The organism is Pseudomonas sp. Marseille-Q5299 (assembly GCF_943737035.1).
Classification (GTDB): Bacteria; Pseudomonadota; Gammaproteobacteria; order Pseudomonadales; family Pseudomonadaceae; genus Aquipseudomonas; species Aquipseudomonas putida_E.
In genome coordinates this window covers 145,838-172,064 of record NZ_CALSFR010000009.1, presented here as the reverse complement: position 1 = coordinate 172,064, position 26,227 = coordinate 145,838, and the positions used below count along the sequence as shown (strand labels likewise).

Annotated in this window: 31 protein-coding genes; 10 read left to right on the top strand and 21 right to left on the bottom strand. The window is 58.6% G+C overall.

Annotated elements, in window-relative coordinates; translation table 11 throughout:
- Positions 1 to 99: 99 nt before the first annotated feature.
- The gene (locus NGJ21_RS23400; protein WP_119689017.1) at positions 100 to 1,047 is read right to left on the bottom strand and encodes an AraC family transcriptional regulator; all 948 of its coding nucleotides are present in this window, start codon (positions 1,045 to 1,047) and stop codon (positions 100 to 102) included.
- Positions 1,048 to 1,267: 220 nt separating this feature from the next.
- Here NGJ21_RS23400 and NGJ21_RS23395 point away from each other — a divergent pair, with 220 nt between their 5' ends.
- Both NGJ21_RS23395 and NGJ21_RS23390 read left to right on the top strand, forming a co-directional pair.
- The gene (locus tag NGJ21_RS23395) at positions 1,268 to 2,296 is read left to right on the top strand and encodes an alpha/beta hydrolase (RefSeq protein WP_115274908.1); all 1,029 of its coding nucleotides are present in this window, start codon (positions 1,268 to 1,270) and stop codon (positions 2,294 to 2,296) included.
- A gap of 78 nt (positions 2,297 to 2,374) precedes the next feature.
- A complete protein-coding gene (locus NGJ21_RS23390; RefSeq protein ID WP_115274907.1) occupies positions 2,375 to 3,589 on the top strand; it encodes an MFS transporter in 1,215 nt (404 codons plus the stop codon).
- Between the two features lie 49 nt (positions 3,590 to 3,638).
- Here NGJ21_RS23390 and NGJ21_RS23385 read toward each other — a convergent pair whose 3' ends face one another.
- The 4 genes from NGJ21_RS23385 to NGJ21_RS23370 form a co-directional block, all read right to left on the bottom strand.
- Positions 3,639 to 3,911 carry a hypothetical protein gene (locus NGJ21_RS23385; protein ID WP_046786318.1) on the bottom strand — a complete coding sequence of 91 codons (273 nt, stop codon included), beginning with the start codon at positions 3,909 to 3,911 and terminating at the stop codon, positions 3,639 to 3,641.
- A 56-nt stretch (positions 3,912 to 3,967) separates the two neighbouring features.
- Positions 3,968 to 4,507 (bottom strand): type 1 glutamine amidotransferase domain-containing protein, encoded by a 540-nt coding sequence (locus NGJ21_RS23380; protein WP_046786317.1) that lies wholly within the window; start codon positions 4,505 to 4,507, stop codon positions 3,968 to 3,970.
- Between the two features lie 81 nt (positions 4,508 to 4,588).
- Positions 4,589 to 5,917 carry an SDR family oxidoreductase gene (locus NGJ21_RS23375; protein ID WP_251962744.1) on the bottom strand — a complete coding sequence of 443 codons (1,329 nt, stop codon included), beginning with the start codon at positions 5,915 to 5,917 and terminating at the stop codon, positions 4,589 to 4,591.
- A gap of 103 nt (positions 5,918 to 6,020) precedes the next feature.
- On the bottom strand, positions 6,021 to 6,713 hold the full coding sequence (locus NGJ21_RS23370; protein WP_115274904.1) for a DUF421 domain-containing protein: 693 nt from the start codon (positions 6,711 to 6,713) through the stop codon (positions 6,021 to 6,023).
- A 287-nt stretch (positions 6,714 to 7,000) separates the two neighbouring features.
- On the opposite strand from NGJ21_RS23370, the gene NGJ21_RS23365 reads away from it, so the two are divergent.
- On the top strand, positions 7,001 to 7,306 hold the full coding sequence (locus NGJ21_RS23365) for a hypothetical protein (RefSeq protein ID WP_080952115.1): 306 nt from the start codon (positions 7,001 to 7,003) through the stop codon (positions 7,304 to 7,306).
- A gap of 165 nt (positions 7,307 to 7,471) precedes the next feature.
- Complete coding sequence (locus NGJ21_RS23360) at positions 7,472 to 7,858, top strand: NUDIX domain-containing protein (RefSeq protein ID WP_119689022.1); 387 nt, start codon at positions 7,472 to 7,474, stop codon at positions 7,856 to 7,858.
- Between the two features lie 6 nt (positions 7,859 to 7,864).
- Here NGJ21_RS23360 and NGJ21_RS23355 read toward each other — a convergent pair whose 3' ends face one another.
- Positions 7,865 to 8,668, bottom strand: a complete 804-nt coding sequence (locus NGJ21_RS23355) for an OBAP family protein (protein ID WP_251962786.1) — start codon at positions 8,666 to 8,668, stop codon at positions 7,865 to 7,867.
- Between the two features lie 25 nt (positions 8,669 to 8,693).
- Entirely contained in the window at positions 8,694 to 8,837 is a 144-nt protein-coding gene (locus NGJ21_RS23350; protein ID WP_158621126.1) for a hypothetical protein, read from the bottom strand.
- A gap of 178 nt (positions 8,838 to 9,015) precedes the next feature.
- Between NGJ21_RS23350 and NGJ21_RS23345 the strand changes: the two genes are divergently transcribed.
- A complete protein-coding gene (locus NGJ21_RS23345; protein WP_251962743.1) occupies positions 9,016 to 11,571 on the top strand; it encodes a bifunctional diguanylate cyclase/phosphodiesterase in 2,556 nt (851 codons plus the stop codon).
- A 43-nt stretch (positions 11,572 to 11,614) separates the two neighbouring features.
- Positions 11,615 to 11,833 (top strand): hypothetical protein, encoded by a 219-nt coding sequence (locus NGJ21_RS23340; RefSeq protein ID WP_046786312.1) that lies wholly within the window; start codon positions 11,615 to 11,617, stop codon positions 11,831 to 11,833.
- A gap of 79 nt (positions 11,834 to 11,912) precedes the next feature.
- Here the strand turns inward: NGJ21_RS23340 and NGJ21_RS23335 are convergent, their stop codons facing one another.
- From NGJ21_RS23335 to NGJ21_RS23325, 3 genes are read right to left on the bottom strand one after another with little or no spacing between them, the layout of a single operon-like run.
- Complete coding sequence (locus tag NGJ21_RS23335) at positions 11,913 to 12,356, bottom strand: DUF421 domain-containing protein (protein WP_115274900.1); 444 nt, start codon at positions 12,354 to 12,356, stop codon at positions 11,913 to 11,915.
- An 8-nt stretch (positions 12,357 to 12,364) separates the two neighbouring features.
- Positions 12,365 to 12,871 (bottom strand): hypothetical protein, encoded by a 507-nt coding sequence (locus NGJ21_RS23330; protein ID WP_125923140.1) that lies wholly within the window; start codon positions 12,869 to 12,871, stop codon positions 12,365 to 12,367.
- 10 nt (positions 12,872 to 12,881) lie between these two features.
- Entirely contained in the window at positions 12,882 to 13,385 is a 504-nt protein-coding gene (locus tag NGJ21_RS23325; protein ID WP_046786311.1) for a CinA family protein, read from the bottom strand.
- Positions 13,386 to 13,575: 190 nt separating this feature from the next.
- On the opposite strand from NGJ21_RS23325, the gene NGJ21_RS23320 reads away from it, so the two are divergent.
- Positions 13,576 to 13,809 carry a PLDc N-terminal domain-containing protein gene (locus tag NGJ21_RS23320; RefSeq protein ID WP_046786310.1) on the top strand — a complete coding sequence of 78 codons (234 nt, stop codon included), beginning with the start codon at positions 13,576 to 13,578 and terminating at the stop codon, positions 13,807 to 13,809.
- Between the two features lie 375 nt (positions 13,810 to 14,184).
- Here the strand turns inward: NGJ21_RS23320 and NGJ21_RS23315 are convergent, their stop codons facing one another.
- Genes NGJ21_RS23315 through NGJ21_RS23280 form a run of 8 tightly spaced genes read right to left on the bottom strand, consistent with a single transcriptional unit; the run spans position 14,185 to position 21,776 of the window.
- Positions 14,185 to 14,481 (bottom strand): winged helix-turn-helix domain-containing protein, encoded by a 297-nt coding sequence (locus NGJ21_RS23315; protein WP_125923141.1) that lies wholly within the window; start codon positions 14,479 to 14,481, stop codon positions 14,185 to 14,187.
- Between the two features lie 39 nt (positions 14,482 to 14,520).
- Positions 14,521 to 15,153 carry a glutaredoxin 2 gene (grxB, locus tag NGJ21_RS23310; RefSeq protein WP_251962742.1) on the bottom strand — a complete coding sequence of 211 codons (633 nt, stop codon included), beginning with the start codon at positions 15,151 to 15,153 and terminating at the stop codon, positions 14,521 to 14,523.
- 42 nt (positions 15,154 to 15,195) lie between these two features.
- Positions 15,196 to 15,948 (bottom strand): SDR family NAD(P)-dependent oxidoreductase, encoded by a 753-nt coding sequence (locus NGJ21_RS23305; protein WP_125923143.1) that lies wholly within the window; start codon positions 15,946 to 15,948, stop codon positions 15,196 to 15,198.
- Positions 15,949 to 16,007: 59 nt separating this feature from the next.
- A complete protein-coding gene (locus tag NGJ21_RS23300; protein ID WP_251962741.1) occupies positions 16,008 to 18,038 on the bottom strand; it encodes a pyrroloquinoline quinone-dependent dehydrogenase in 2,031 nt (676 codons plus the stop codon).
- An 11-nt stretch (positions 18,039 to 18,049) separates the two neighbouring features.
- Positions 18,050 to 18,457 carry a glucose dehydrogenase gene (locus NGJ21_RS23295; protein ID WP_251962740.1) on the bottom strand — a complete coding sequence of 136 codons (408 nt, stop codon included), beginning with the start codon at positions 18,455 to 18,457 and terminating at the stop codon, positions 18,050 to 18,052.
- A 31-nt stretch (positions 18,458 to 18,488) separates the two neighbouring features.
- Positions 18,489 to 19,862: an MFS transporter gene (locus NGJ21_RS23290; RefSeq protein ID WP_251962739.1), complete on the bottom strand. Its 1,374-nt coding sequence runs from the start codon at positions 19,860 to 19,862 to the stop codon at positions 18,489 to 18,491.
- A gap of 58 nt (positions 19,863 to 19,920) precedes the next feature.
- Positions 19,921 to 20,922, bottom strand: a complete 1,002-nt coding sequence (locus NGJ21_RS23285; protein ID WP_237858989.1) for a transketolase family protein — start codon at positions 20,920 to 20,922, stop codon at positions 19,921 to 19,923.
- Positions 20,919 to 21,776: a transketolase gene (locus tag NGJ21_RS23280; RefSeq protein WP_251962738.1), complete on the bottom strand. Its 858-nt coding sequence runs from the start codon at positions 21,774 to 21,776 to the stop codon at positions 20,919 to 20,921. Before NGJ21_RS23280 ends, NGJ21_RS23285 begins: the two co-directional genes overlap by 4 nt.
- 150 nt (positions 21,777 to 21,926) lie before the next feature.
- Here NGJ21_RS23280 and NGJ21_RS23275 point away from each other — a divergent pair, with 150 nt between their 5' ends.
- On the top strand, positions 21,927 to 22,811 hold the full coding sequence (locus tag NGJ21_RS23275) for a LysR substrate-binding domain-containing protein (protein WP_125923166.1): 885 nt from the start codon (positions 21,927 to 21,929) through the stop codon (positions 22,809 to 22,811).
- 338 nt (positions 22,812 to 23,149) lie between these two features.
- On the opposite strand, the gene NGJ21_RS23270 is transcribed toward NGJ21_RS23275, so the two are convergent.
- On the bottom strand, positions 23,150 to 23,494 hold the full coding sequence (locus NGJ21_RS23270) for a hypothetical protein (RefSeq protein ID WP_115274799.1): 345 nt from the start codon (positions 23,492 to 23,494) through the stop codon (positions 23,150 to 23,152).
- 355 nt (positions 23,495 to 23,849) lie between these two features.
- Between NGJ21_RS23270 and NGJ21_RS23265 the strand changes: the two genes are divergently transcribed.
- Both NGJ21_RS23265 and NGJ21_RS23260 read left to right on the top strand, forming a co-directional pair.
- Complete coding sequence (locus NGJ21_RS23265) at positions 23,850 to 24,182, top strand: potassium channel family protein (protein ID WP_204917966.1); 333 nt, start codon at positions 23,850 to 23,852, stop codon at positions 24,180 to 24,182.
- A gap of 260 nt (positions 24,183 to 24,442) precedes the next feature.
- A complete protein-coding gene (locus NGJ21_RS23260; protein ID WP_158621136.1) occupies positions 24,443 to 24,613 on the top strand; it encodes a hypothetical protein in 171 nt (56 codons plus the stop codon).
- Between the two features lie 35 nt (positions 24,614 to 24,648).
- Here the strand turns inward: NGJ21_RS23260 and NGJ21_RS23255 are convergent, their stop codons facing one another.
- Together NGJ21_RS23255 and NGJ21_RS23250 are read right to left on the bottom strand one after the other, a co-directional pair.
- Positions 24,649 to 24,918 (bottom strand): DUF6555 family protein, encoded by a 270-nt coding sequence (locus NGJ21_RS23255; RefSeq protein ID WP_046786216.1) that lies wholly within the window; start codon positions 24,916 to 24,918, stop codon positions 24,649 to 24,651.
- Between the two features lie 102 nt (positions 24,919 to 25,020).
- Positions 25,021 to 26,211 (bottom strand): zinc-dependent alcohol dehydrogenase, encoded by a 1,191-nt coding sequence (locus tag NGJ21_RS23250; RefSeq protein ID WP_251962737.1) that lies wholly within the window; start codon positions 26,209 to 26,211, stop codon positions 25,021 to 25,023.
- Between the last annotated feature and the right edge of the window lie 16 nt (positions 26,212 to 26,227).

The following is a 26,227-nucleotide window of genomic DNA, read 5'->3' as shown; positions in this document are numbered from 1 at the left end:
AGAGAGGGGGGAAGCGGATGGTGTGCGATTATCGAACTATTGTGCGATCTACGAGCGGTTGTTTGCATCGCGTAGTGGACGGTTTCCTGAGCGCTGGGCTCAGGGCACGCTGGGTGTGGAGGCAGCTGATCTTTCCGCGCTCAGGCGCAGTTCTGCGATATCGCGCTTTGGCGGTGTGCCGAACTGGCGCCCGTACTCGCGGCTGAACTGCGAGGGGCTTTCATAGCCGACCTTGAAGGCCGCGGTGGCGGCATCCAGATGCTCGTTGAGCATCAACCGTTTCGCTTCGTTCAACCTCAGCCACTTCTGGTACTGCAGGGGGCTCATAGCGGTCAGCTGACGAAAATGCTGGTGGAAGGTCGAGAGTCCCATCTGCACCTGGGAAGCCAGCTCGTCCACCCGCAGCGGCGCGGCGTAGTTCAGCTTCATCCAGTCGATGGCCTTGGCGATCCGGTGGCCCTTGCTGCCCACGGAGGCGATGTAGCGCAGGAGGGGGGCCTGGTCACTCAGCAGCAAACGATAGTGGATTTCCCGCTGAATGAGCGGCCAGAGCACAGGTATCGCGTCAGGCTCCTCGAGCAGCTCGATCAGGCGGCTGAAGCTCTCCAGTAACTTCGGGCCTAATTCACCCACTCCAGCGCTGGTGTGAAAGGACTGACCACTCACCGCCAAACGACCATCTTGTGCGATCAATTCCGCCAGTGTGCGCAGGTCGAGCTTGAACACCAAGCCGAGGCAAGGGGCTTGCTCGCTGGCCATCGTCACCGCCGAGTTAGCGGGGATGTTCAGCGAGGTGACTAGAAAGCGGCTCGTGTCGTAGGGGAAGACCTCGCTACCGATGACCATTTCCTTGGCGCCCTGTACCACCAGCACGACACTCGGCTCGACGATACAGGTAATCGGTGGGGCCGGTGCGTTACGTCGGTAGACGCTGAGATCTGCGATGTGTGTCGTGAAGTCGCCAGCTGTGGGCGCGTGTGCGCCTATTACCTCGCACAGCGTGGCCAGCGGGTTCGCAGGGGGGCGCGGTTGTGTGGTGGCAGGCATAGGAAGCTTCCGATCATCTTGTGGAAAACATTACGGTCGCGTTGCGTCATCTGTCCATGCCCAGCCGGTACGAGCTGGAGATTTAGGCAATAAAACTACCCGTTTGCTCTACTGATGAAGCGGTTTGTGCGACGAAGATGGCTATAGGCGAGGTGGCCAGTGTGCTCAGCAGAGCATGCCCCTCGCACCATTTCCATTTCGAGCAGACAGGAATGAGTGCATGAAGTCTTTGTTCGTAGCGTTTGCCTTGATGGCCAGTTCACTCACTGCAGGAGCCGCCGATATGTCCCATGGAGCCGACAATTTCTATAAGAGTGACCTGGTATCACTCGAACGGGTTTCCTTCAAAAACCAGTTTCAGATGAATACGGTCGGGAACCTGTTCGTTCCTGAAAACCTGAAACCCAATACCCGTTATCCCGCCATCATCGTCGGCCATCCGATGGGCGCGGTTAAGGAACAAAGCGCGAACCTCTACGCCCAGAAGCTGGCAGAGCAGGGCTTCGTTACCCTGGCAATCGATCTATCGTTCTGGGGGGAAAGTGACGGGCGTCCGCGTAACCTGGTATCGCCGGACATCTATGCCGAAGACTTCAGTGCCGCGGTCGACTATCTCGGCGCTCAGGGTTTCGTTGATCGCAACCGCATCGGCGTGTTGGGCATCTGCGGCAGTGGCAGCTTTGCCATCAGTGCGGCGAAGATTGATCCTCGAATGAAAGCCATTGCCACGGTCAGCATGTACGACATGGGCGCCGCCAATCGCAACGGCCTCAAGCACGCGGTAACAGTCGAGCAACGCAAGAAAGCCATTGCTGAAGCAGCAGCTCAGCGTGATGTCGAGTTTGCCGGCGGTGACACCCTGTACACCAGTGGCACGGTCGACAAGCTGACCGAGCACTCCAATGCCATCGAACGCGAGTTTTACGACTTCTACCGCACGCCCCGGGGGGAGTTCACCCCCAAAGGGTTGTCGCCGCTTCTGACGACGCATCCCACGCTGACCAGTAATGTCCGTTTCATGAACTTCTACCCGTTCAATGACATCGAGACGATCTCGCCACGCCCAATGCTGTTCATCGCGGGAGAAGACGCACACTCCCGTGAGTTCAGTGAAGAGGCGTATCGCCTTGCCGGCGAACCCAAGGAACTGGTGATCGTACCGGGCGCTGGCCACGTCGATCTCTATGACCGCGTCGCATTGATTCCCTTCGGCAAGCTGACGTCGTTCTTTGGCGAACACCTCAAGTAACTGACGCCATCGCCAGGCCCAGCCTCTGCCCTGGGCCTGGGCACCTGCGTCTTTGAAATTGTTAAACCGAGATCCGTTATGAGCAGCCCTGCAATACACCTTCAACATACAAGCCGTCAGGTCTGGAGCGCTGTCCTGGCGATGTCGCTCTGTGCCTTCGCCCTGGTGGCTTCGGAGTTCCTGCCAGTGAGCTTGCTCACTCCGATTGCGTCCGATTTGTCACTGACCGAAGGCCAGGCTGGGCAGGCCATATCCATCTCGGGTTTCTTTGCCGTCATCACTAGCCTGATGCTGGCCCCCATGACCCAGGGGATCGACCGCAAGCCTGTCCTGCTGGCCACGACCGCGCTGATGCTGATTTCCGGGGGGATGGTGGCATTCGCCCCGAATTACCTGACATTGATGGTGGGGCGCGCCGTGCTAGGAGTCGCCATCGGTGGCTACTGGTCGATGTCCACCGCGGTGATGATGCGCATCGCCCCCGAACCGCTCGTTCCCAAGGCTATTGCCCTGATGCAGGGCGGTACCGCGTTGGCTACGGCAATCGCGGCACCGGTCGGAAGCTACCTGGGCGGCATGATTGGCTGGAGAGGGGCGTTCTTTTGCGTTCTGCCGCTAGCCGCCTTGGCGTTGATGTGGCAAGCCTTCACGCTGCCAGCGATGCCAAGCGAGCGCAACGCGGCGTCAGCAACCGGATCCCTGCGTTTGCTGGCAGACTCCAGGGTCGCCCTCGGCATGGCGGCAGTTGCATTCCTGTTCATGGGGCAGTTCACACTGTTCACCTATCTGCGGCCCTTCCTGGAAACGGTCACGCATGTGGACGTGCCCACGCTCTCGCTTCTGCTGCTGATAATCGGCGCCGCAGGGCTGGTCGGTACGATGGTAGTTGGCACGCTCGTTGGTCGACACCTGAACCGCGTTCTTCTGGGAGTACCGTTGATAATGACTGCCATCGCTTTCGCCGTGATCACGGTCGGTAGCTGGGTCGTTCCAGTCGCTGTTTTGCTCGGTATCTGGGGGCTGGTCTCCACCTGTGCTCCCGTGGGCTGGTTCACCTGGTTGGCCAAGGCATTGCCGCACCAGGCAGAGGCTGGAGGTGGCTTGATGGTCGCCGTGATTCAGTTGGCCATCACGGCGGGCGCAACTGCGGGCGGGGTGCTGTACGACGGATTCGGCCATCAAGCCACATTCCTGGCCAGCGGTGTATTTTTGCTGGCGGCAACCGCGCTAAGTGCTGTTACTAATCGAGCGTTGCCTGGTACAAGCCGTATACCCAATGGCACAAGCCAGTGAGACGCCCCCCGGCAGACGGCATGTGCATTGGGTAAACCCTGTCAGCTGATCAAGCAGGCCGAGAGTGGGCTCCCTGCGTCCTCTTTGACGCAATTTTGTTCTTCCGCCAGCCCCTAAGGTTCATGAGGCACAGCACGACCTGCAGCACGATCAAAGCCCACGCTTGAGCGTGCAAGCCCCAGACCGACCACAGCAGGTTGCTGGCGATGAAGCAGCAGAACCCCACTTTACGCCGGCCGGGACGGCGCGAGCCTATACACCAGGCTGCCAATACCGTGACAGCCATGGCAGGCCATTCCAACAAATCGATCCAGTCTTCCATCAGGCACAATCCCAATCGTTTCGCTGCTGTTCACACTCTGCGCAGGTACGCGAAACTCAGCCTGCCAACGCTTTGATCAACTGTTCATTGAAGGCGGGGATATCGTCCGGCTGGCGGCTGCTGATCAGGTTGCCATCCACCACTACCTGTTCATCCACCCACGTGCCGCCGGCGTTGCGAATATCATCCTGCAAGGTCTTGTAGCTGGTCATCCGCTTGCCTTTGGCCAACCCGCTCGATACCAGCAGCCAGGCACCGTGGCAGATGACAGCCAGCGGTCTGCCTGCTGCGTCGTGGCTTTTAACCAGCTTTTGCGCGCCGGGAATCAAGCGAATCGTGTCGGAGTTCTGAACGCCGCCGGGCAGCACCAGGGCATCGTAAAGATCGAGATGGGCACCCTCGAAAGTCGCGTCCACGGCGAATTCGTCGGCGGGCTTGTCATGGTTCCAGCCACGGACCGTACCTTCCTTATCCCCCAGGATGTCGACCACCGCACCGCTGTTTTCCAACGCCTCACGAGGGCCGGTCAGTTCCACCTGCTCGAAGCCGTCGGTGACCAGAAAGGCCACGCGCTTACCGTTCAGTTGTGCACTCATCATTCATCTCCTTTACCGATAGACCTTAAATAGGGGCCCGCAATGGCGAGCAAAGTTCCTGCTCGTTGCTCGGTGGTGCGCTTAACGGCGCCTGCGTTGCGAGCGGGTGACGGCCAGCCCGGCGATGACCCCGAGGGCTGCCGCCACGACCCACAACGGCATGTTGCCTTTGCTGGATTTCCAGCCACCGTCCACGCTGCGTCGGCCACTCGGTGGCTCGAACAGGTTGCCGGAAGAAATCTCTGCGTTGGGGCTGCGGCTCAAGGCCTTGCGTGTGAGCCACCCTGAAACCAGCGCCAGGCGCGGGACGACGTAGCTTGCCAGGTGGGCAAGGCGAGCGGCAGCGCCCACCGTGGTGTTGGCGCGTGGGGAGATAGCGCTGGCTACCATGGCCTTGGCTACCCGCTCCGCATCGTAGATCGGCCCGGGTGGTGTGAGCGCATGGCCGGTGTAATTGCCGCCATCCCTGAAGCCTGGGGTGTCCATGACCGCTGGATAAATGTCGCAGACGTGGATGTCGGGGAACTCCGTCAGTTCTCCGCGCAGCGCCTCGGTCAGGCCGCGCAGGCCGAACTTGCTCGCCGAATAGGCGGCCGCGTAGGGCTGGGCAACCCAGCTTCCCAGTGACAGTGTGTTGATGAGGATGCCGCTGCGTTGGGCCTTGAAATAGGGCAGGGCCACGTGGGCGCCGCGCAGGTAACCGATCAGGTCGGTCTGAATGACCTGTTCATGTGCCTCCAGGGGCGTTTGCTCGAAGTTGCCCACCGCGCCAACGCCTGCGTTGTTGACCCAGATATCGATCCGGCCATGGCCAAATTCGGCCGCCTGGGTGGCCAGCGCTTGCACCTGGTCGCTACGGGTGACGTCGGTAATGATTGCCACGGCGTCTGTTCCACAGTCGGTGCATTCGTCCAGCACGTCGAACAACGCCTGCTCATCGCGTGCGGCGAGCACCAGCCGCGCGCCTTTGCAAGCGAAGGCATGCGCGGCAGCCCTGCCTATACCACTCGATGCGCCAGTGATGACCACGACCTTGCCGCGCAACGGGCCCTTTACCGGTGCTGGAGCTTCAGGTTCGTCAGGTTGTGAGGCTTGCTCGATGTTGCCAGCCGTAGGTAGGAGGGTATCACTGGCTGCTATCTTCGAGAGCTGCAGTGCAGTGCCGTCGACCAGCACCAGCTTCATGCCCTCAATGGTGCCCGCCACCCGCTCCGGGAAGACCGGTTCACCTTGCGCATCCAGACTGTCATAGATGAACTTCGTCCCTTCGAGCCAGCCGACTGCCGTGAGCAGCTCGGGGCCAAGGTAGTACTTGCCGTCTTGAAAGAAGCCAGGGAACTGATGAGCGCGCTCGACGTTCTCCACGCAGTAGCGTTCGCCTGGTTTCATGCCTGTCGCTTGATCGATCATGGTAGAAACCCCTTCTCATGAATGCCTGCAATGTGTTGCGTGACTAAGGCAGCTGAATGCTGCAGAGGCAGCAAAGTTCAGAGGAGAGGGCAGGCGGTATCAGCTAACGGTTGCGCAGCGTGTGCAGTGCTGGAGACCAGACAGCATGGCTGCAGCGTTCACACGCGATCGAATCGTGCGACTGATGGTAGGCAGGAAAGCCACAGCCCACACAACAATAGAGGCCAGCCTGGGGCGGTGTTGTGTATTCCGGCCGATGCTCGAATGGAAGTACTGACAGGCCGGCCCTGGTGTCCTCCGGCCCATAGAAATACACGCTGAGTTCTCCGTCGGTTTCCAGCAGACCTAAACGTACCTGGCCCAAGTGCTCGACACCTCGCTGGCGTAGCTCCATGAAGAGCTCGTTCGACGAAATGTTCATATTGCGCAGCGAGTGGATTTCGTACATGCCGTCCTTCACTACTGTTATTGGCAATCCATCAATCAAGGCTTCGCAAGCCTTGCTTCGTTTCATGAGGAAGACGATACCCCGATACAGCAGCAGGAGCGTCAGGAACACCAGTCCCACCGGGAGCAGGGGAACATCCTCGTAGAAGGTCACATCGCCGGCAGCGGAGCCAAGGGTCAGAATGACGACCAGCTCGAAGCGGGAGAGCTGTTTGATCCCGCGTCGGCCACTGAATTTGAGAAAGAAGAATACAGCTGTAAAAGCCGCCAAGACCCTGAAGGCGACTTCCAGAAGAAAGGCGAGAGGCAGCTCGCCGAGGAGCATCCGTTGAAGGTCGAACGGTACCATTCGAGTTCCTCTCCTGCAGGTTGGTGGGTCAAAGGTTGACGGTACCTTGAGGCCATCATCACCCATCCCTACCTGAGACAACGTTAATGAGGATTGAGATCCCCACCGGGACTCCAGCGAAGAACTGTAGAACCCTCGGAAACTATACAAAATATTGAGACTGTATAGCTTTTCTGCCGATAGTCAGATTCAGTTCTCAATTCACGGACTTTCGATTGTCTGCCTGAACAGGTTCGCTATTTTAAGTATCTAGTAAGAAGGGCAGGCCGAATACCGAGGGAGGCTTTATGAGAACTCGAGGACATGTGTACTGGGACTGGGCAGACCCCAGTCTTCACAATCGCAGCCATGACGAAATTCTTGACGATGGAACTCACATCGACGTGCAAGTCCGGTTATCCCGCACCGGAAACACGCAGATGTTCATAGGCGTCTACGCACCCTCTGGGGCCGCGCTGCACGAAGAAGCTTTCGACTCTCGGCCTGGAGAGTCGATGACCCGGGCATTGGCCTGGGGTGTGGGACGTGCCCGCAAATTTGCTTGCGAACCATCGCTCCTCAAACCTGAGTCAGCTTCGGCGAGTGGAAGATGAACTACGCGCTGCCAATCCACGCGCGGGATTGTCGATTCAATTGCTGGCGCGCGATTTCCTTTTGCAGGTCTGACTGTAGTGCCGGCCATGATACGGACAGAGTTTTGAACGTACCGAATATTCAGGTAGTCCACCGTTACTCAAGAATGGGTAAAGGAGGTGACCATGCCTAAACAAGGCGAGCTTCGAGCAAGAGCTACAGTGCTTTGCTTTCGCAGCGGCAGGCTATTGCTGGTGCGCCGCAAATCGCGCAAATGGAATTTCCCGGGGGGCGGCGTCAAACCGCACGAGCCTCCCCACAATGCGGCCATACGCGAACTCCAGGAGGAAACAGGTATTCGCCGCCGGCGTCTGGTAGCACTGTGCACTGTCCGTGCGGGTCGTATTGTCCATCACATCTTCACATTGCAGATCGATGAACAAGACCACCCTGTGCCGGGAAACGAAATCGTGGCGTGCAAGTGGGTGCCGCGCGACAAGTTGGCACCGTCCCGCCTCAAGCCTTCAGCTGCCGAACTGCTCGCACGCCAGCTTCCGGCATTGATCGCCTGACCCGATTCATGGGCTTGAACGACTGTTCGAATCGTTGGCTGTCGGGAGGGCAGCCGGGGCATGATCGTGCTGGCCGGTCGGGTCGGTGATCTGGATGATATTGCCATGCTGCCAGCCATCGGCTGCGGGATCGGCTGGAGGGATGGGGATGTCGGCGCGTAGGGCCTTGCTTTTGCGCATATCCAGCTGCAATCGTTGATTGCGTTGGCGAACCATGGACGGATCGGCCTGCCCATCTGCAGTGAACCCCATCATCAACTGCGGCACACCAAGGGGCAGCCGCTTGCCCTGATCGGTGTGCCAGGTATGCCACGTCTTGCCATAGGTATGGGCCAAGCGCTTCATCAAGGCATGCTCGGCGCTCGCGGGTATCGCCGGTGCGCTCAACTGGCCGGAGGAGACCTCATAGCCATGGCTGTGCCACATGGGCTTTTCAGCGGCAGGCAGTTTGGCGAACAGGCTGGCGTCAATGATGTATTCGACGCCCATGATCTTGGCAGCCTGGGTATTGCCGTCGTAAATCACGCATTGAATGACGTCTTCGTTGAGAATCGCGCAGTAGTGATGAGCCTCCATTTGGGCGTCTGGCTGACCGTTATAAAAATGAAACCCGTTGAGGTAGGCGTTGAGCGCATCAATCGGGGGCTTGGCCTGAAGCACCGCAGCGCCTGCTTCGAGCAATTGAGTGCCAGTCGTTGCAGGCCTACCAGGTGCCTCTACGGGGGATTTGGTAGTGGCAGCGCTGCAGCCCCATAAACCAAGGCCGCAAGCAACCGGTAACACAGCGTAAAAGGCTCTGAGTGCGCGCATGGAACATTTCCCAGGGGAAAGGTGATCAGCCATCAGACTGCTCTTCAGGTGGTACCTGATCATCAGGCCAATCAGGCGCCTCATCGTCCGGGCCAGGCTTGGGAGCTGGCTCCCCCGGGTTCTGAGGGACTTCATCGACATACGGGTCGGGTTGGTTGGAAGCTGCCATGTCGTGGCTCCTGTGCGGTGGGGTTGCCTCTGGTTAGGCAGCGATACCCCAGGCCTGTTCCATTTGATTGCCGGTAGATCCAGGGCGACCGACGCGCAGGCCACCGGTTGTCACTTTTAGCGATCATTTCCGGTGTCCGTTCAGTCAATCGTAAAAATCCCAGGCATTCGGTGACTGAATGGACGCAATCAATAGCAATAGCAATGATCTGTCGACGCGCAGCCATGTGGTTCGACAGTTGATATTGGTGTTTTCCGGGCTGCTGATGCTAGTGCTGATCGTAGGGTTGGTGTCCCTCTATCGAATCGCGGGGTCACTGGATCATCGCGAAAGGGCGCAAAGCCGTTTTCATGCTGAATCTGCAATGAACCAGCTACAAAAAAATGAGCGCAGCTATGTACTTACCCATGCGATCTGGCAATCGGCATTTGATCACCTGGGTCGCGAAGCCGATGTGCAGTGGGCTTTTGATGAGGACAACGTGGGCCCCACGCTGTATACCGCGGATGGTTATACGGCCGTGTTCGTATTAGATGGCAATGGCACCCCTTATGCCATGGTCAATGGCCAATTGAGCGGTGAAGGCTTCGCTCGCTACAGCCTTCAGGCAGACAGGATCATCAGCCAGGCGCGGCAGGTTGCTGCCAAGCAACAAGCCGCCTCAGGTTACTTCCGGTTCGGTGAGCAACCAGCGATTTTCGCCGCTGCGGTCATTCAGCCGCCTTCTATGCCGCATCATCTACCCGCTCCCAGCGCAGTTATGGTGTTTGTCAGGGTGCTCGATGCCAGCGTGCTCGAACCTTTGGGCCGTGCTGCTGGTCTGTCTGGCCTCGCCGTCACCGATCTGAACACCGGTGACGAGGCGAGGGGAGCCCTGCCACTGGAAGGCAGCGCTCATATTCTGACGTGGAACATCGTACGGCCGGGCAGTGAGCTGATTTCTACGGTGGTGCCAGCGCTAGCGTTAGCAGTCGTGCTCATTGGCGTATTGGTGACGCTGTTCGCCCGTTATGCCATGCGCGCCAGCACGGGTATCGACCGCAGCCACCAGCAGCTTGCCGCCTCCAAAGCGGCGCTGGAAACCAGCGAGGAGCGGTTCAGGGCTGTGGCCGAAGCTTCATCCGACTGGATATGGGAGACCGATGCCGATTTGCATCTGATCTACCTGTCGGCTCGATTTGCCGAGCTAACCGGGCACCCGGCAGGCGCTTGGCTGCATCGACCGATTACCGAACTGCTCGATTGCGATACCGCGCACCTGGAACATTGGCTGCACGGCTTGGCCGCCAGCCACGCTACGGGCAGCTTGCGCTGCCAATACCATGACCACCTCGGGCAGCAGCGTATTTGTCGCATTGCGGCACGGGCAAGTATCGATCATGGCCACTGTAAAGGGTTTCGTGGAACCTGCAGCGATATCACCGACGAAGTCGCCGCTCATGCCCAGATCCAGCACCTGTCGCTGCACGACGCCCTTACAGGGCTGCCCAACCGCAACAAACTTTTCCGATTTCTGGAACAGGCTGCACAGGGCGCTTCGCCACAGGCCGTAGCGCTGATTTTGCTGGACCTTGATAACTTCAAGCCCATCAATGACAGCCTTGGCCACCCGACCGGCGACGCGGTGCTCATTGAGGTGGCGAGGCGCCTTGATGAAATAACGCGAGAAAGTGACCTGGTGGCCCGTCTTGGAGGGGACGAATTCATCATCGTGCTCTCACGTCCCGGACAGCGAACAGAAGTGGATGGCTTCTGTGCCCGAGTGGTGGAGTCACTGCAACGACCTATTCTGGCGGAGGGCCATTGCGTTCAGGTCGGTGTCAGCCTCGGCGTAGCTCTTTCAGCTGATTATCCTGGCACTGCAAGTGACTTGATCCGATATGCAGACATCGCGCTATACGGCGCAAAGTCTGCTGGCAAGCATACCTGGCGCTACTTTTCTGCGCAGATGAACGAAGCGCTGCTGGAGAAACGCATGCTCGAACGGGAGCTGCGCGAAGGCATCGGCCGTGACGAGCTCGTGCTGCATTTCCAGCCGCGCTACAAGGTCGACGGTACGACGGTTGCCTCGGCGGAAGCGCTGGTGCGTTGGCAGCATCCGCGCAAGGGCTTGCTGCGCCCGGATCGATTCATTGCCTTGGCCGAGGAATCCGATCTGATCGTGCAGTTGGGTAACTGGGTCCTCCACGAAGCATGTGCCAAGGCCAAGACGTGGCCAATGGAGATCATGGTCTCGGTCAACATGTCGCCGGCCCAGTTCAGCCGCAGTGACGTAGTGCGTGATGTTGCCGAGGCGTTGCGACATACAGGGTTACCTGCCCATCGCCTGGAATTGGAGATCACCGAAAATGTGATGCTCAATGACGTCGAAGGTGCCCTGCAGACCATGAACGCGTTAAAGGAACTGGGGGTTCGCTTGAACATGGATGACTTTGGTACCGGTTATTCTTCCTTGGGCTACCTGCGAACTTATCCGTTCGACAGCATCAAGATAGACAAACGTTTCGTTCAATCTTTGGGCAAGAGCGCAAGTGACCGCAGTGTGGTTCAGGCGATCATCAACCTGGGCAATGCGATGGGCATGACGGTCACCGCCGAGGGCGTTGAGACCGCTGAGCAACTGGCGCTGCTCAGTGATGACCGGTGCCATGAAGTGCAAGGTTTCTTGCTCAGCAGACCGGTCGACCACGAAGTGCTGGTGCGGCTCATGGTTGCAAGTCAATCTAATGCTTAGATACCCACTCCTTCTTCACCCGTAACCTCGGAGAATTGAAGCGATGGCCAAGTACCTTTATTTGATCAGCTATATCCTCGACAACCAGCCTGGCACTTGCGAGTGTCGCAGCGACGAAGAAGACCTGAGCAGGGAGGCCGCCCGTGAGTACCTGCAGGGGCTTCATCGCAACGAAGCGTCTTCGTTCTCTGATGTGCAGGTACAGCGCCTGGAGCATGACCATGAGCCCGGCACGTCGCCGGGCCATTACCAACAGCCTTGAACCGAACCAGCTTCCCGCAGCAGGCCCAGGCATCAGCGCGTGCACCAGCACGCCTGCTGGAGTATCTGCTGCGGCCCGATCAGTCCTGAGGGATTATCGAAATCTTGCCGTTGCGTTCGACGATGGCAAATTTGATCTTGGCTACAGTTTCTATGCCCTGGCTGTCGCGAGCAGACTCAAGTATGTCGTCTTCTGTCAGCCGCGCTTTACGCATGCGGTGATGAAGAAAGCGTCCTTGTTCGACCACCAGCGTAGCGTGCCCGTCTAGCAGTCGCGCCAGCCGTTTGGAATTGAGCTTGGCCAGCGACAAGCCGACATCTAGCGCGATCAAGGTGGCGATGACCAGCATGGCGTTGGTGAAGGAGAAGTCATCGCCCAGTAAAGCCTGCTGAGTCGCTTCGCCAATTATCAGCAGCAACACGAAGTCAAAAGTGGTCAAGTCCGCCAGTGAACGCCGGCCAGCCACGCGAAACAGCAACATCAGAGCGAGGTACATGCCTGCCGCGCGAAGAATGGAGTCCATGGTCGCTCCTACGGATAAACGAAGGTAGAGAAATGCACCGCGCTTTGCGGGCCGGCGCTGACGATCCCTTCAAGGGGGCCGACGTGTTCGCTGCGCAAGGTGAGGTAGAGCGTGGCCACTCCATCCTTGCTGGTGCCCAACTGCAGCAGCAGCGACTCGCCGTGCGAGAGCGACTTCTGCGGTTGTGGTTGCAGCATTTCGATACTCGCTTGGCGCAGCAAGTCGCCCCCGAGCAGTATCATCACCGGCTGCCCAGCAATCCCGTGAACAGTGATGCGCACGTTTTCAGATGTACCGCTGCGGCTGAGCCGCTGATACGCCACTGCCACTCGCCCATCTGTACTCACGAGTTGGGCATCACTGAGCGGGCCATTGCCGAACAGCCCCGCAAGCGCCATCAGCACGATCAACACCAGCGCATACCAGCCGACCCGTTCGAAGCGCCACACGCGTTGCTGCATAGGCATGTCTTCCTCGACGGGATGACGCCTGGAAACGCGCTCATCGTCGTTCATGGTGGTGCCCTCACGCGCGCTCACCGCGAAGCCAGCGCTGGTGATAATGCGCCAGACGCGTCAACCCGTAGAGCGCCCCCTCACGCATGACATCGGCGCGCTCACCAAAAAACCGTTGGCTGCGGGTGAACACCGCCAATGGCTCACCCGCAAATGCCCAGGCGAAACAAAGGGTGCCAGGCGCGATACCGTCATGAGGTTCCGGCCCGCTGATGCCGGTGGTGGCGATAGCAACGGTCGCGTCGCTGTGCCCGAGCGCGCCCAAGGCCATTTCCCGAGCGACCGCTTCGCTGGTCAATCCGTAGCGCTCGATGGTTTTCGGGCTCACGCCGAGCAGGCGCTGCTTGGCACTGGGTGAGTAGACTACATAGCCGCTTTCCAGCACCTCTCCGGTCCCCGGTAACGTGGCCAGCAGGGCGATCATCGTGCCAGCCGTACAGGATTCGGCGGTAGTCAGCAGCAATTTGTGCGACTTGAGGTATTCAAGCGTTTCGGACAGGGGAGCGGTAGCCACTGCGCAGCTCTCGTTGCTGTTTTTCGGTGGACGTGCTGGATGCGATGTTGGTTCATTGCCGATGGCCTCCGCTTATCCCGACCGCTCAACATCGTCTGAACTTTGCCACGCGCGATGACTTCTTTTGAGTAAGGGCCGTGATGTACGCGAAGACGGTGCGGCCTGTTCCCCAAGCAGAGGAGAGGCGATCATGACCGAGCCTGTGACATATTTCTGGATTGCGGTGGCGGCGATCATCCTGCTGGTTGATCTATGGGCGATCGTCAGCGTGTTTCGTAGCGACAAGCCCGATGTGACGAAGGCAATGTGGGCGTTGCTGCTGCTGGCGCTGCCAATTATCGGCCTGGCTATCTGGGGTGTACTTGGGCCGCGGGGCATCAAGCGCGGTACGGGGCCATCGTCACCTGAACACAGCAAGGGATAGCACCAAGCATTCCAAACTCATCCAGGTACTTGGATTTTTCACGTAACGAACTGCACTCGCATTTCATTACCCGCTGGGTAGAAACTGCCGAGCGCTTAGAGCTACTCAAGACGGCCTTCGTAAGATGCAGGCAGTTCAGCGGAAGAATGGCTTGAGCGGATGGTTATTTGCGCACAAAAGAAAGCCCGCTGCTAGGCGGGCAAGGTCTATCACACGTAGGGGTAGCTTCAGGCTCGCTCAAGCCCCGTGAAAATTAAGTGAAAGAAAAGTCCCCGCAATGTGATGCCCGATAAACAACGGTTCGGTTCGCAGGGCAGCTGATGGGGGAGGCGATCAAATCACTGAAAACCTCATCCGGCACGCCAAACACCACTGTCACGCTGCTCTTCTTACAGTCAACTGCAGGCAAAGGCCTTTGCCCCGAAAGGTTTTGATCTCGACCGGCGCGTCCAATGTCTTCAGAAGCTTTCTCAGATAGCAAATCTGTACGTCGATGATCTTGGTACCAGGATCGAACTGGTACCCCCAGATTTCTCTGTAAATCGTCGGTCTGCTCACGACATGCCCTTGGTTGCGCAAGAGCAATGTCAAAATCCGGCTGGGCGTAGCTTTGACGGGGAAGTGAAGCTGATTGAAGCTCACCACACGGCGGCTGACGTCCACCGTCAGCATCTTAGCTGGCGCCGTAAAGATTGGCAGACCATCGGCAAATCACGCTTCTTGCCCGAACAGCAGGGGAACATTACATGACGCACTCAGCCGCTGCATGTAACCGAGTACCTGTGCCGGAAATGCTATCTGTTGGACGATGGACAGCGATCGCAACACTGGCCAGAGGGTAATGTCGTTGATTCCGAGTTTCGCTCTATCTGCTACCAATGGCGCCAGGGCATCAAACAGGGGTTGCATTTCAGCGGCCAGTTTCGGCGTTTGCTCCCGTAGCACCTCCAAGTCACCGAAGGCTTGCTCTTCCCGCCGGCGGTAAGCCTCCCTCGCGGTTGGCGTGGCGATCTCCGCAAACTGCCCGTTTACGAACCGTGGAATAAAAAGTTTGAGCGCTGTCGGCCAAGCTTCCTTGACCCATGCGTCGAGTGCGCGATCTTGGGGTGCGACCAGGGCGGGAGGGCCGATGCCGTCGAGATACCGAACAATGTCCAGGCTCTCGCCGATGTGACTGCCATCCTCCTTCTGCAGGATCGGCACGGCTTTCTTGCCGATCAGGCGGGTAGGTGTCTCAGCATCACCCTCCATGATGACTTCAAGCCTTACCGGAAGACGCTTGAGCCCAACGATCATGCGGGCGCGCGTACAGAAGGGGCAGTGTTCGTAGATATAAAGTTTCATCACGTCGATCCTCGCTCCTAGAGCCAATACCGAGGCGGGCACTCAGAACTGCACTGAGCGCGTCAGGCCGCCATCGACCAGAAGGTTGGTACCGGTTGTGAAACTTGCCGCGGGACTGGCCAGGAACACCACCGCTTTAGCGACCTCTTCCGGAGTAGCCATACGCCCCATCGGGTTTTCGGCCAGGCATTTGGCGAAGGTATCGGGTTGTTCTCGTTCGATATCTCCCCACACGCCTTCCGGGAAATACACATTGCCTGGAGAAACGGAGTTAACGCGGATGCCCTCATGGGCATGGCGCACCGAGAGGGTCTTGCCGTAGTGAAGCAAGGCTGCCTTCAGAACGCCATAGGGTTCTGCGAACATATCGACCTCGCGGCCCGAGACGCTCGAGATGAGCACGACCGCTGCCGCTTGTGATTGACGAAGAGCGGGCAGGGCGGCTTTGACCATCGTTGCACTGCCCAACAGGTCGGTGTCGAAGGCTCGCCGCCAGGTCTCCAGGTCATCACCCCCAGCCAAAGCACTGACGTTGGGCACGACGATATCCAGCCCGCCCATATGCTGCGCTGCTTCATTGACCCAGGCCCGAACATGCTCGGGCTGGGTAACATCCACCGCAGTGCCCCAAGCGCGCTCGCCAAACTCGAGCTGCGCGCTCTGAACGCCTGTTTGCCCCCGAGCACAGAATGCCACTTGGGCGCCTTCCTCGAGAAACAACTTCACGATAGCTCGGCCAATGCCTCGGGAGGCGCCGCTGACCAGCACCCGCTTACCCTGCAAGCCTAAATCCATGTTCAATCTCCTTTAACGATTTTGGCGAAGCGGGGCCTGAACAGGCCCCGCCTTGGCGATTACTTGCGCAGCTTGTATGCGATGATTTCGTCGCTGGTTCCGGTTTCCATGAAGGCATGCCCGGAAGCAGAGACAAGGACATACTGCTCACCGTCGACTTCATAGGAAATCGGGTTTGCCTGGGCACCCACCGTCAGCACATCCTCCCACAGCACCTCACCGGTCGTAGTATCAATGGCACGGAACAGGTTATCGGTTGCCGCCCCGACGAACGTCAATCCACCCGCAGTCACCACAGTTCCGCCGTTGTTCGGCAAGCCGATGTTCAGCGGCAAATGCGATGGGATGCCGAATGGCCCGTTGCGGCGCGCGGTACCCAGCGGCTCGTCCCAAACGGTCTTGCCTGTGTCGAGGCTGATTGCGCGGATTCCACCATAGGGCGGTGCCGAGCATGGGACGCCGGTACCCCAGTTGCGCCAACCCGCATTCACGCTGATCGCGTATGGGGCGTTGACTTGCGGGTAGGTCGAGGCACCGCCTTCGCCTTTGCCTGACTTGCTGCCTGCTTTGTTCAAGGCGGTTTCATCGGGCTTCGGCGCGTAGATGGGTTTGAGCCCCATCTTGTCGGCCTGCTCGCGCGGTATCAGCTGGTTCAGGTTAGGAATGTCGTTGTAGTTGGCAATCAGCAGTCGGCGTACCGGGTCAATGGCTACCGACCCCCAATCCGACCCCCCGTTGTAGCCGGGGTACTGAATCCAGGGACGATCCACTGACGGTGGGGTCAGGTAGCCCTCGTAGTTGGCCTGACGGAACTGGATACGGCACATCAGTTGGTCAAGCGGCGAGAAGCCCCACATGTCCGCTTCTGTTTTCGGTGCCTTGCGCAGGGTGTGCCATTCGGAGGTAGGCTGGGTATCAGCCAAAAACGCCGGCTCCACTGATCCCCCTTTAGGCGCCTTGACCTCACCGATCGGAATCAGCGGCTCGCCGGTGGCACGATCCAGGATGTAGATGTCACCTTGCTTGGTCGGCAGCAACACCGCGGGTACCGGCTTACCGTCTTTGCCCGGGTAATCAAGCATCGTCGGCTGGCTGCCCAGATCGTAATCCCACACATCGTGCCGGATGGTCTGGAAGTGCCAGACGTCCTTGCCGGTCTTCACGTCCACGGCCACGAGCGAGGTCGAATATTTGTTCTCGGCCTCACTGCGGTTGGAGCCGTAATAATCGATCGAGGAGTTGCTGATCGGCAGATAGACATAACCGAGCTGCTCATCGCCCACCGCCGCCGTCCACATGTTCGGCGTGCCCCGGGTGTAAGTGCTGCCTTCGGCAGGGCCATGGACATTGTCCGGGTTACCCAGGTCCCACGCCCAAGCCATTTTGCCGGTGACCGCATCGTAGCCACGAATCACGCCCGATGGAGCATCCTCATCCTGACCATCACGGATCTGCGCGCCGGTGACCACAACACCGTTCACGATGGTCGGCGGCGCGGTCACCGCGTACCAGCCAGGAACCTTTTTGCCCAAACCTTCCCAGAGATCGACAGTGCCGTTCTGGCCAAAGTCCTTGCAGGGCTCACCGGTGCCGAGGTCGACTGCTACCAGCCGGGCATCCAGGGTGGCCTCAACCACTCGGCTGCGGCACTGAGCCGTTTCGGGTAGCTGCGGTGCGGTATACACCGCCACGCCCCGGCAGGCTGCCGCGTGAGGAATGGCCTGATCCGGTACGCCCGGATCGTGACGCCAATTCTCTGTGCCAGTTGCCGCATTGATCGAAATCAGGATGTTTTTGGCAGAGCACATCAGCAGATCGTTGCCGACCTTAACTGGCGTGGTCTCCGGAGAATAACGACTCCCAGGGTTCGGTAGATCCCGGGTGTGGTACACGAACGCACGCTCCAGGCGACCGACGTTCTCAGGAGTGATCTGCTTGAGGGGGCTGAAGCGCTGGGCGTTATGATCGCCCCCGTAGAATGGCCAGTCGCTTCCGACCTGGGAAATTTCCTGAGCCTTCGCGAACTGCATCTGGAGCGCGCAAGAAATCGCGAGGGCGAGGGCGCCCCCGTATTTGACGGATGTGAACATTACTAACCTCGTTACGCAGCAGTGCGGGTAGTGCGGCGTAGCGCCGGAGATACGATCAGGATCAAAAACAGGATGACGGTCATGGCCACCAGGCGTGGCACCAGGCCCCACCAGTTGAGGCCGACTTCCCAAAGCGCCCAGATCACCGTCAGTACCCATATGAGAGCAAACAGGTAAAGGGCGCTGCGGCGTTGACGCCATATAAGGATGGCGCTCAGTACACAACCTGCACCTGTCAGGCCGTAATACCAGCTGCCACCTAGCGCGATCAGCCAGACCCCACCCCCGAACAGAGCCAGGCCAAATACTCCAAGGGTCAACGCCAGCAGAGCAATTGCCAGGCGCCATTTATTACTGCAGGTACGTGAGTCAGGCTGCGCCTGGAGCTTGCTGGGGGACACGCTACTACGTTGATTCATGACGCTACTGCTTCCTTCATTTACAAGTAATTCAAGCCATCGCCTGTCGACCAGGCGTGGCTATCCCGATCGGGCGACGGGTACAGAACATCGACAGGACGGCGCCAACAACCAACAGCGCGCCTACCACTACGAAAGCCAGGGCAAAGCTCCCCGAACCAGCCACCACGTAGCCGGTCACGATCGGAGCCAGCAGGCCAAAGAGATTGCCGACGGCAGTGATAAAGCCTGCGGCGGTGCCAACATCGTCTTCCGAGCGCACCAGGTCATTCACCAGTGAGAGGTTCAACGAGATCGCCGATGCGCACGTCGCCAATGAGAGCGTGATCACAAAAAGAATGGCCCAGGTGCTGTCGATTGCCGGTACCAGGAAGATCACCGAGGATGCGAGCAACACGCTGGCCACTACCAGGCGGCGTTGGCCCGTCTCGGCAGCGCCGGGGCGCATGGCCTTGTCACTCAGGCGGCCAATGACGATGGCAAGGATGGCCGCGCCCAGGTATGGGATGGCGGTATAAAGGCCACTCGACATAACCGTCAGGCCTTTCTCGGCCTGCAGGTAGCTCGGCAGCCAGGTGAGAAAGAAGTAGGTCGCGTAGACGGCACAGCCGTGCGAGAGCGCGATTGCCCACATGCTGCTCGAACGGGCTAAGCCCTTGAGGCCCAGCGATACCGATTTTTCCGGACCATCAGCGGATCGCGTGCCACCCTCGGCGATTTCAGCGCGCTCGACATCGTCCAACCAAGGCGCTTTTGACGGGTGGCTGTACCATTTCAACCAAGCCGCCAACCAGATGAAGCCCAATGCACCGGCAACGACGAAGGCGATGCGCCATCCGAAGGCACTGATCAACCAGCCAAAACCGATGGCGCCGATGGCAGGGCCGACCAGGCTACCGCTATGGAATACAGCGGTGGCCAAACCACGTTCATTGAGCGGCATCCATTCACGAATGACCCGGGCGCCAGCGGGGTAGGTAGTCGCTTCGCCCATACCCATGATGAGCCGGCAACTGAGTAACGAGATGAAACCCGTCGACAATGCCGTGCAGGCTGTGGCCACCGACCAGACGCCGATGCCGTAGCCATTGACCTTTTTCGGGCCGAACCTGCCTACGAGATACCCCATGGGAATGAGTGCAAGAAAGTACAGCCAGACGAAGGACGAGAACAGATAGCCCATTGCGACCGGCGAGATATCGAATTCTTCCTTGAGAACTTTGGACGCCACCGAGAGCGAAACGCGGTCGACATAGTTGATCAATGTCAAAGTGAAGAGAAACGCGTAGATCCATACGCGTTTTTTCTTAAGAAAATGGTTGTCTTTTTGCATCGTCATCGCCTTGTAGTTATTGGGACGATCCAGGGAAGAAAAGAGTGGTTTCCAGCTCGAAGGGCCACTCACTTCACTCGGGCAGCGTCTATCGCGAAGTGAGCGGGGGTCGCACTACACGAGCGTGCCGTCAGGCCAGCCAACGCTGAATGTTTGCAACCATGACGTCTTTGGAGATGCCGTAACGGTCGTGCAGCGTCGGCAACGCCCCGGCATCGAGGAACTGATCTGGCAGCGCCACATGGCGAACCTCCGGTTGCACACGGGCTTGCAGCAAGGCCATGGCGATGGCTTCACCCAGGCCGCCAATCTGCGTGTGGTTTTCCGCAATCACCACCAACCGGCCTTCACGACGGCATTGTTCAATGATGGCCTGGACATCGAGTGGCTTGATTGTCGGCACGTGCAGGACAGCTGTGCCGATCTTGCTCTTGATCAGTTCATCAGCGACTTCCAGGGCACGCATGGTCATAAGGCCCGAGGAAATGATCAGCACATCATTGCCGTCTCGTAGCAAGCGGGCTTTGCCGAGCTCAAATTTGTAGTCGTATTCGTCGAGGATCAGCGGTACGCGCCCGCGGGGGAGGCGCATGTAGACAGGGCCATCGTGTTCGGCTATTGCGGCAACGCACTGTTCAGTTTCCAGCGCATCACATGGGTCAATAACCATCATCTGAGGAATGGCTCGCATCATCGCCAGGTCTTCCGTGGCCTGGTGACTTGGGCCATAACCAGTCGTGAGCCCCGGCAGGGCCGCGCAGATCTTCACGTTCAGATTTTCTTCTGCGATCACCTGGTGGATGAAGTCATAGGCGCGACGGGTGGCAAACACCGCATAAGTGGTGGCGAAGGGTACAAAGCCCTCCTTGGCCATACCGCCCGCAGCAGCCATGAGCAGCTGTTCAGCCATACCCATCTGCAGGAAGCGCTCCGGGTAGCGCTGCGCAAAGATATGCATGTCAGTGTATTTGGCAAGATCTGCTGTCATGCCCACGACGCGTGGATTCTTCTGGCCTGCCTTCACCAAAGCATGGCCGAACGGGGCAGGGGTAGTACGCTGCCCTTCAGTGGCGATGGAGGCGATCATGGACGAGGTGGTGAGTTTCGGTTTTGCAGCGCAAGCGTTGGTCATTGTGGGCTCCGGGTCGCGTAGATCTCGTCGAGGTTGGCAAGTGCTTGCTGCCACTCTTCGGGCTCGACCCGGATGAAGTGGTTCTTGTCACGCTGCTCCAGGAAGGGCACGCCCTTACCCATCAGGGTGTCGAAGAGAATCACCCGAGGTTTAGCACCGGGTACCGCCCGTGCGATATCGAAGGCAGAGATCACGGCCCGCAAGTCATTACCGTCGACACGTTGCACGTGCCAACCGAACGCCGCCCATTTGTCGATAAGCGGCTCGAACTGGAGGATGTCGTGGGACGGGCCATCCGCTTGCTGGCGGTTGATGTCCACCAGGTTTATGAGGTTGCCCAGCTTGTGATGCGAGGCCGACATGGCCGCCTCCCATACCGCACCCTCATCCAGTTCGCCATCGGACATTGAGTTGTAGACGAACGCAGCGTTGCCCTTTAAGCGCAGGCCCAGCGCCTGGCCGACGGCAATGGCCAACCCCTGGCCGAGGGAGCCGCCAGAAATTTCCATGCCGGGTGTGTAGGTGGCCATGCCGGACATTGGCAAGCGGCTGTCGTCGCAGCCATAGGTTTCCAGCTCATCTTCCGGCAGAACCCCGGCTTCCAGCAGGGCGGCATAAAGCGCGATGGCGTAGTGCCCATGGGAAAGCAGGAAACGGTCACGGCCTTCCCATTCAGGTTGATCTGCGCGGATGTTCATGGCGTGGCAGTAGGCAACAGCCAGTACGTCGGCCCAGCCCAGCGCCTGGCCGACATAACCTTGGCCCTGTACTTCACCCATGCGCAGGGCGAAACGTCGGATTCGCCAGGCATGGGTCGACATCCGGGCAAAGTGCTCATTGCGACTCTCGGTCATATTATTCTCCATTGGTGACCAGCGATCCGGGGCTACTGACGCAGCGAATTCATCAGTAACCAGCCGAATTGAGTTACCCCGAGATGATCATGTAAAAATACAGGCTCGACAAAAGGTTTAAATTCGCCAGTCAATGAATTGGATTCATTAATGAAGATCTTTAAAAAGGTACCTCTTTCTACCCTGAGGGTTTTCGAAGCGGCGGGGCGTACCTGCTCTTTCGTGGAAGCAGCGAAAGAGCTGGATCTCTCCTCAAGCGCAGTCAGCCATGCAATACGCAAACTGGAAGTTGCAGCAGGGGTATCGCTGTTCACCCGCAGTACGCGTCACACGGCGCTGACGTCTGAGGGCTCCATGCTGCTGGATCATGTTCAACGGGGTTTCGAGGAGATGAGCCGTGGGTTGGCGATTGCGACCAATGAGCCCGCAGTGCCGTTGCGCCTTCACGTTGCGCCGACGTTCGCCAGTCAGTGGTTGGTGCCTCGCCTGGCGGGCTTCCTGCACGGTCATCCCGGCATCGACCTGCGCATCTCCGCCAGTACTGACTACGCGCGGTTCGACAACGATGATTTCGACCTGGACATCGTTTACGGCGAGCCCAGGCCTTCGTCACACGAAAAGACCCCACTGCGGATCGAAGAGCTGACGCCGCTGTGCAGCCCTGAGGTTGCCAGGCATCTTCGTTCACCGCAGGACTTGTATTCGCTGTTCCTGATCCAGAGCGACGGGCAGTCAGTGCAATGGAAAGGCTGGTTCGCGGCCAACGGCATGCAGCCACCGAAAAGCTACGGCTTGGCGTTCGATCGAAGCTCCATGAGTATTTCAGCGGCGGCTGGCGGCCTGGGGGTGGTGCTCGAATCTGACTTGTTAGCTGAGCAGGAGCTGGCCAGCGGTCAGCTGGTCAGCCCGCTTCGGCATGTCAGCAACAGCGTTCGCTACGTTGGCCATTATCTCGTGCATCCTCGGCGGCATCGACAACCGCATGCAGTGACTCAGTTCAAGCAATGGCTGTTCAAGGAGTTGGCTGTGCAGTGAAGAGGAGGAGCAGGCGAAGTCTTCTTCATCGATCTTGCGGTGAGCATCTGCTGTCCGCGCCAATGCTAAGCGGGTGTGCACCGTGAGTGGTAATGAAACTTTCGGTGAGGGGTCAGCAAGCGAAGAGCGAACATACACGATTTAACATAATATGCATTATGCGCATCTTCGTATGGAGCTTCCGGGCCCGTGGTGGCCAGAATTGTAGCCAGGTGCACGGCCCCGGCTCGCCGCTGGTAACCAAATTCCCGTAAACCTGGACGAAATCCACGACCAATGTTTGCAACATCCGTGCGGCACGGCATGAAGCGCTTCAACTGATCGTGCACGTCACGGCGTTATCTACCACCACCAATCAATGATAGAAAGAACATAGATCCGCCCAACACAATCAGCCCCGCAGCGCAGCTATGCACAATGAAGGTGTCGTATGTAGGCCCCTTGGATTTCCACGGCCTGGCCCATCCGGCATAAACCAGCAAAAGGACGATCGCGATCAGTTCAGCTTGCGCAGTCATGAACCATACATTCGCAAACGCCATACCCGCTGATAACGATTTTTCGTGGCCCAGCAAAATAGTAAATAAGCTGGCTACACCGAGCGGCAACCAGATAGCTATCCCAGCGGCCACCAGCAGGCAACGCTGCCCGAGGTGTGTTAATCGATGTGCGGTGGTGCTCATTCCTTGATCTCCATAAGGTGGCCGCTTTCCCGGGCCATCAACTTCCATTTACCTAATGGGCGTTGTTTCAATTACCTTGGGTGTGTGATAACCATCAATCATTGCATAGTCGGAGTAGATCGCCCAACTGATTGACCTTAATCAGGTGGTGGCCAGGCCTGATTTGCACGGCGCCTACCCTTTACGATATTCTTTAAAGTTATAACTACACTAAATATTCATTTAGTTTAGTTATAAAGGGGGGCTGAGGGAGGATTGTAAAGCGCCTGCCCGACCTGTTTGCTCCAGTGCGCGATGAAAGTTGTGCCAAACTCCCTGTCAAGCATCCGCCTGCACTCTCCAAGGAACTTATGCCATGCGAGCAATGAAGGACCTTAGGCGCAACTTCGTCCGTGAGTTCTGGCGCGGACTGGCCATCGTCTGGCCAATCGTCTCGCTGTTACTGATATTCATGGCCCTGCTCGGCTGGGTTGTTGGGATGCGGGAAGGCTGGCCCTTGGGAGATGGCCTGTATTTTTCCTTCGTGACAGGTTTGACGATTGGGTATGGTGACTTGGTACCTAAAGATGGGTTGGCTCGTAGCCTGGCTGTTGTGATCGGAATGGCTGGCATCGTAATGACTGGATTAATCGTTGCGGTGGGCGTCCATGCGTTGCGCAAAGCACTGGAAGATCAAGGCATTCACTAACGGCCGTTGCCCGGCCGACTTTCACAGCAGTCAGCCAGCCGCTCTTGGTCCGGCAGGCTCAAGCGCCCTCCTCGCCTTTGGCCCTCAAGCCGCGATCCCCCCAACAGCATGGTTTTGATTGCACCGGCAATTGCGCCGCAGCCAACAAGCCAGGTCGCGCCCATGGGCAATGACCCATTGGTCGGTATTTTCAGGACGCAGGCTGATCATCCGTAGCTCGATCACACTCCAAACTGTATCTGACGCCAAGGAGAACCGTGATGAACCAACTAATGAAAATGGGTGGCGGTAACGTCCAGGATGACTGGCCTGAGCTGGATCCGGGCCAGCCTGACGATCGGGTGGACGACCCGGATGCTGACCCGAATGTCACCGACGATGAGGAAAATCGTCCAGGCGTACCAGCAAGCGATCCCGAGTCAGGCGCTTGACCTTAGGGAGCGGGCAAAAGCCCGCTCCTTTTCCCTCAACTGCTAATCGCAGAGTCACTGACCGGCTGGTTGGGTTTTCCCCCGGACAGCCGCCAACTCACTGCGGTAATCCCATAGCGCTCAGCCATTGGCCTGCTGACTTTCTTGATTTTTTCGCGACCGAACTTGGGAATGATGCCAATACCCGCATCACAACTGGCCCAGTGCCAGGCTTCGGTGTTGTCCATCCGCTCCATGCGGATGATGAAACTGCGTGGTTCGCCACGCAGTTGGTAGTCAATGATGTACAGCTGGGGGTTAGGCATCACGGGGCCCTCCTCTTCTCCATGGATGACTCATTCATTGAGTGATGCCCGCCAGGAAAGATTCAAAATAATTGTCCAACAATTCACCCCACACCACTCCCCTCAAGGCAACGGTTCGAGTGCAGCGCCAGGTACCAGGATCACCTTGCGGCAGCGCTCCTGCTGCTCATCGAACAGTTCGTAGCCTCGCGCGGCATCTTCCAGCGCCAGCCGGTGAGTGATGATCGCTTGCGGGTTGAGCCGGCCTGCCTCGATGTGTTCGAGCAACTCCGGCAGGAAGCGATGGACATGCGTCTGGCCCATGCGGAAAGTCAGGCCCTTGTCGAAGGCGTCGCCGAACAGGAAGCCGTGAATGAAACCGGCATAGACCCCCGGCACGCTTACCACGCCACCACGGCGAACCGCAGCGATGCTCTGGCGTAACGCCTTGCCGCTGCTACCTTCGAGTTTCAGGGCCGTCAGCACGGTTTCGGTGGTGCTGCCTTTGGCTTCGAAGCCCACGGCATCGATCACTGCATCGACGCCCCGCATGCCGCGCGTCTGGCGAATGATGGTGTCGGCAGGATCGTCGTCGTGGGCAAAGTCGATAGGAATTACGCCGTAGGCCTGATGAGCATAATTTAGGCGATAGCCGCACTCATCGACCATGAAAATCTGCTCTACCCCCAGCATTCTTGCACAGGCCGCCGACAGCAGCCCGACCGGCCCTGCGCCATAGATGGCCAGCGAAGCGCCCTGTCCGACCTCTGCGTTGAGCACCGCCTGCCAGGCGGTGGGCAGGATATCGGAAAGGAACAGCAGCTGATCATCGGCCAGGTGCCCTGGTACCTTGAACGGCCCGGTGTTGCCTTTGGGAACCCGTACGTAGTCGGCCTGGCCACCTGGCACCCCACCATACAGGTGGCTGTAGCCGAACAAGGCTGCACCCGGCGGGATGACTTTCTTGTTGAGAATCGCCCCGTGGCCCGTATTGGTGGTTTCACAGGCCGCGAACAGCTGGTGCTGGCAGAAGAAGCAGCCGCCGCACGCGATCACGAACGGGATCACCACCCGGTCACCGGGGCGTACGGCTGTCACTGCGCTACCAACGTCTTCGACGATCCCCATGAACTCGTGGCCGAGGATATCGCCCGTCTCGACCAAAGGGATCTTGCCACGATACAGGTGCAAGTCCGAGCCGCAGATGGCCGTGGCGGTCACCCGCAGAAGGATATCGTCATCTTCCTGCAGGTCCGGTTCTGGCACGTTGTCGACACGGACATCGCCAGCGCCGTGATAGGTCAATGCGCGCATGCTTGAGTCTCCCTAA